This window comes from Tahibacter sp., from assembly GCF_035481375.1.
In the GTDB taxonomy this organism is placed as follows: Bacteria; Pseudomonadota; Gammaproteobacteria; order Xanthomonadales; family Rhodanobacteraceae; genus Tahibacter.
The window spans coordinates 1-4214 of record NZ_DATIGT010000001.1 but is presented as its reverse complement, the minus strand read 5'-3'; the positions used below and the strand labels follow the sequence as shown (position 1 = coordinate 4214).

Annotated in this window: 5 protein-coding genes; 2 read left to right on the top strand and 3 right to left on the bottom strand. The window is 67.2% G+C overall.

Annotated elements, in window-relative coordinates; all coding sequences use genetic code 11:
* The first annotated feature begins 150 nt into the window (after positions 1–150).
* Together VLF18_RS00025 and VLF18_RS00020 are read left to right on the top strand one after the other, a co-directional pair.
* Positions 151–603, top strand: a complete 453-nt coding sequence (locus VLF18_RS00025; protein WP_325277557.1) for an Hsp20/alpha crystallin family protein — start codon at positions 151–153, stop codon at positions 601–603.
* A 145-nt stretch (positions 604–748) separates the two neighbouring features.
* On the top strand, positions 749–1609 hold the full coding sequence (locus VLF18_RS00020) for a DnaJ C-terminal domain-containing protein (protein WP_325277556.1): 861 nt from the start codon (positions 749–751) through the stop codon (positions 1607–1609).
* Positions 1610–1683: 74 nt separating this feature from the next.
* Here VLF18_RS00020 and pilH read toward each other — a convergent pair whose 3' ends face one another.
* The 3 genes from pilH to VLF18_RS00005 all read right to left on the bottom strand — a co-directional run bounded on the left by pilH (position 1684) and on the right by VLF18_RS00005 (position 4144).
* Entirely contained in the window at positions 1684–2049 is a 366-nt protein-coding gene (gene pilH / locus VLF18_RS00015; RefSeq protein ID WP_325277555.1) for a twitching motility response regulator PilH, read from the bottom strand.
* 138 nt (positions 2050–2187) lie between these two features.
* Entirely contained in the window at positions 2188–3186 is a 999-nt protein-coding gene (locus VLF18_RS00010; RefSeq protein ID WP_325277554.1) for a YhdH/YhfP family quinone oxidoreductase, read from the bottom strand.
* A gap of 85 nt (positions 3187–3271) precedes the next feature.
* Complete coding sequence (locus VLF18_RS00005) at positions 3272–4144, bottom strand: SAM-dependent methyltransferase (RefSeq protein WP_325277553.1); 873 nt, start codon at positions 4142–4144, stop codon at positions 3272–3274.
* Positions 4145–4214 lie beyond the last annotated feature (70 nt).

Genomic DNA, 4214 nt, shown 5'->3' with positions numbered 1-4214 from the left:
GGGGGGGGGGGGGATCGCGATCATAGCCCGGCCGAACGCAGTTGGACGCGTCGGGCGAATCCTCGAAAAGGGGCTCTTGAAAGCCCGCACGCGGTACCTATCTCCGGGACCATGGCGCGATGACCGCGCCGCCCCATTCGAGGAGACAGCATGAGCATTTCGCGCAATTACCGCTGGTCGGTTCCGTCCGGTTTCCAGGATGAAATCAAGCAGGCCTTCGAGCGCCTGTTCACGCCCGACGAGTCCGACCAGTCCAACGTCGTGACCAGCCAGTGGACGCCGCGCGTCGACATTCGCGAAGAGGACAAGCGCTTCGTGATTCTCGCCGACATTCCGGGCGTCGATCCGAACGAGATCGAGATCCAGATGGACAAAGGGATTTTGTCGATCAAGGGCGAACGCAAGAGCGACGTCGTCGAGGGCAACGGCGGCAAGCTGAGCCGCAGCGAGCGCACGCACGGCGTGTTTTACCGTCGCTTCGCGCTGCCCGACAGCGCCGATGCGGACGGCATCACCGCGAGCGGCAAGTTCGGCGTGCTCGAGATCTCGATTCCGAAGCGTCCCGAAAGCTCGCCGCGCCGCATCAACATCGCCGCGCACTGATACCGGTTCGCGCCGGCGGTAACCCGGGCCCGTGGCGGAGCGATCCGCCGCGGGTCTGTTCGTTGGAGCGCCGTGCGATTACTGTTGCGCAGCCCGCCCGTCCGGCGCCGCCGGCCGGGCACACGGAATCCGCAAGGTAGAAAGCATGCAGTTCAAGGACTACTACGACACCTTGGGCGTCAAGCCCGACGCGAGCGACGCGGAGATCAAGAGCGCGTTCCGCAAGCTCGCGCGCAAGTATCACCCCGACGTCAGCAAGGAAGCCGGCGCGGAAGACAAGTTCAAGGCCGTCAACGAAGCGTACGAAGCGCTGCGCGATCCGGAGAAACGCCGCGAGTACGACGCGCTGCGCGCGCGCGGCTACAAGCCCGGCGACGAGTTCCAGCCGACGCCGGACTTCGGCGGCTTCGGCGGATTCAGCGGCGGAGGCGGCAACGAAGGTTTCAGCGATTTCTTCGAATCGCTGTTCGGTCGCAGCGGCGCGCGGGCGAACACCGGGCCGCGCCGCGGCCAGGATCTGCGCGCGCATGCGGCGATCGATCTCGAAACCGCGTTCACCGGCGGCACGCAGCGACTCGACCTCAACGGCGAAAAGCTCGACGTGACGATTCCGGCCGGCATTCTTCCGGGACAGACCATCCGTCTGCGCGGCAAGGGACATCCCGGACGCAACGGTGCGCCGGCCGGCGACGTGCTGCTGGAGATCCAGCTGCGCCCGCATCCGCGATTCCAGCTCGACGGTCGCGACGTCACGGTGCGTCTGCCGATAGCGCCCTGGGATGCGGCGCTCGGCGCCGTCGTGAAAGTGCCGACCTTGGCCGGCGATGTCGACCTGAAGATTCCGGCGGGCTCGGATTCCGGCCGCAAGATGCGACTCAAGGGACGCGGCATGCCAGGCAGCGAGACCGGGGACCAGTACGTCGTGCTCGATGTGCGTGCGCCGGCCGCGCACAGCGACGAGCAGCGCGACGCCTATAAACGCCTGCGCGCCGCGTTCGGCAGCTGAGGCCGGCGCAGACGGCGATGCCGCAACGAAAAAGGGAGCCTCGCGGCTCCCTTTTTCGTTCGAACCGCCGCCGGTTACTTCGGCAGCAGCTCGTTGATGACCTTGATCAGCTCGGGTTCGTTGATCGGCTTCGTGACGTAGGCCTTCGCGCCCTGGCGCATGCCCCAGACCTTGTCGGTTTCCTGATCTTTCGTCGTGACGAGGATGATCGGGATATGGCTGGTCTTGGCTTCGCGCGAGATCGTGCGGGTCGCCTGGAAGCCGTTCAAGTTCGGCATCACGACGTCCATGAGGATCAGGTCGGGGATTTCGCGCTTCGCGACTTCGACGCCGGCGGCACCGTCTTCGGCCGTGATGATTTCGTGGCCCATTTTTTCGACGATGCGCTTGAGGCCCAGCAGCTGGGACTGGGAGTCGTCGACGATCAGAATTCGCGCCATGGTTGCTGTATCACCCCTGTAGGCCGCGGTGCGGCTGGGACATTCTACCGGCGGGCGATTGCTTGGCAACTGCCGCATCCGTGTTCCGTCAACGATTTGAAGCGCCGTCGCGGGCCGGAACGGCGGCGGCGCGAAACGTCAGGCGATGTTTACCAGAGTTCGCCCGAGCGAGCCACCCGCGAGCATACCGTCAAAAACCTCCGGCAACGTGTCGAGCGTGACTTCGCGCGTGCAGATCGTGTCGAGCTGTGCCGGTTTCCACTCGCCGGCAAGCCGCTCCCAGATGCGTTCGCGCGTGTGACGCGCGGTGCCGGCCGACGCGATGCCGAGCAGGCTGACGCCGCGGATGATGAACGGCATGACGGTCGTCGCGAGATCGTGCCCGGCGGCGAGGCCGCAGCTCGCGATGTTTCCGTAGGGATGGATCACGCGCGTGAGGCCGGCGAGCATCTCGCTGCCGACGTTGTCGATCGCGCCGGCCCAGCGGCTGGTCTCGAGCGGGCGCTGGCCCCAGTAGAGTTCCTTGCGCGCGATGCACTGTTTCGCGCCGAGGCTGATGAGCCAGTCGAACTGGTCGATCTTGCCGGTGATCGCGTGCGCTTCGTAGCCGGCCTTCGCGAGGATCGCGATCGCGAGCGAGCCGACGCCGCCGCTCGCGCCCGTGACGACGACCGGCCCCATGTCGGGACGCTGTTCGTTCTGCTCCATGCGATAGAGCGACAGCGCCGCCGTGAAGCCGGCGGTGCCCAAGATCATGCTCTCGCGCAAGGTCATGCCCGCGGGCAGCGGGATCGTCCACTGGGCGGGCAGGCGCGCGTATTCGGAATAGCCGCCGTCGCGCGTCTCGCTCAGGCCCGAACCGGTGCAGAGCACGGCATCGCCTTCGCGAAAGCGGTGGTCGGTCGAGGCGACGACGTAGCCGGCGACGTCGATGCCGCCGTTCATCGGGTACTGGCGCAGGATCTTGCCCTTGCCCGTACCGGCGAGCGCGTCTTTGTAGTTGACGCTGGAGTGCGCGACCTTGATGACGACTTCGCCCGGCGAAAGCGCATCGAGCGTCAGCGTTTCGAGGCCGGCGCGATAGCCCTGCGCGTCGTTGTGGATGCGGAAGGCGCGGAAGGTCGAGGCGATGGACATGCGTTCACGGTCCCGGCGATGAAGAGTCGCCTAGTGTGCGCAACCGCGCCGGCACGCACAAATGGCGTACTCGACAACGAGGCGATCAGATGCGCGCCGTCTCGTCGGATTCGAGCAGCACGACCGAAGACATGCGACGGCCGGTTTCGCGCTTGCGCGGCTGCAGCCACGACAGCGCGCGCCACAGCCACGCGAAGGCCGGCTTGCGATTCAGGCGCCAGGCTTCGTCCCAGGTCGAACGGAACTCGACTTCGCGCCAGCCCTGCGGCGCGAAGAACGCGGTGCCTTCGCGCGGGCCGAAGCGGAACGGCGCATTGCCCTGCTGCACGGTGCGGCCCCAGTTCGTCGCGAGAAAGCGCAGCAGCGCCGGCGACGCGAGATCGCTGAGCCACCAGCGCGCGCGGGCGACGTCATGCAGGTCGCGCGAGAGCGCGGTGACGTCGTCGGATTCGAGATAGATCAGCAGACCTTCGGTGATGACGAGGACGGGGCCGTCGGCTGCGGCGGCGCGCGTGAAGACGTCCCGGCGGCGCTGCGCGTCGCGCAGATCGGCGGCGATGAACTCGACGCGGCAGCGCGGTGTCTCGTCCGCCATGTGCGAGCGGAAGTAGTCGACCATCTCGGGCATGTCGACATGGAGCCAGAGCAGATCGGCCGGCAGGTCGAGGCGATAGGGACGTGCGTCGAGGCCCGCGGCAAGGTTGAGCACGGTCTTCGCACCCAGGCGCACGCAGCGCTGCACGATCTCGTCCATGACCGTGACGCGCACGACCAGCGGCCAGGCCATCGAGCGGCCGTTCGGCATCGCTTCGACGATGGCCTCGCCGCGCGCGCCGCCGAGCCGGCGTGCATAGGGATCGCGGAACAGTGCATCGCTGCGCTCGCTTTCGATCGCGCGATAGATCGCGACCCAGAGCGCGGTGTCGGAGACGTTGCGGATCGGCGTTTCGGGATTCATCGCGAGCCGGCGGCAGTGGGCGTCGCGGGATTCTCGCCGGCGTCGCGCCGGCGCGGAAGGGCGAGGGCGG

What these genes read in the sequence shown, in the direction of transcription:
- VLF18_RS00020 (WP_325277556.1), top strand. Translation starts at nt 749, where the DNA reads ATGCAGTTCAAGGACTACTACGACACCTTGGGCGTCAAGCCCGACGCG.
- VLF18_RS00025 (WP_325277557.1), top strand. Translation starts at nt 151, where the DNA reads ATGAGCATTTCGCGCAATTACCGCTGGTCGGTTCCGTCCGGTTTCCAG.
- VLF18_RS00010 (WP_325277554.1), bottom strand. Translation starts at nt 3,186, where the DNA reads ATGTCCATCGCCTCGACCTTCCGCGCCTTCCGCATCCACAACGACGCG.
- VLF18_RS00005 (WP_325277553.1), bottom strand. Translation starts at nt 4,144, where the DNA reads ATGAATCCCGAAACGCCGATCCGCAACGTCTCCGACACCGCGCTCTGG.
- pilH (WP_325277555.1), bottom strand. Translation starts at nt 2,049, where the DNA reads ATGGCGCGAATTCTGATCGTCGACGACTCCCAGTCCCAGCTGCTGGGC.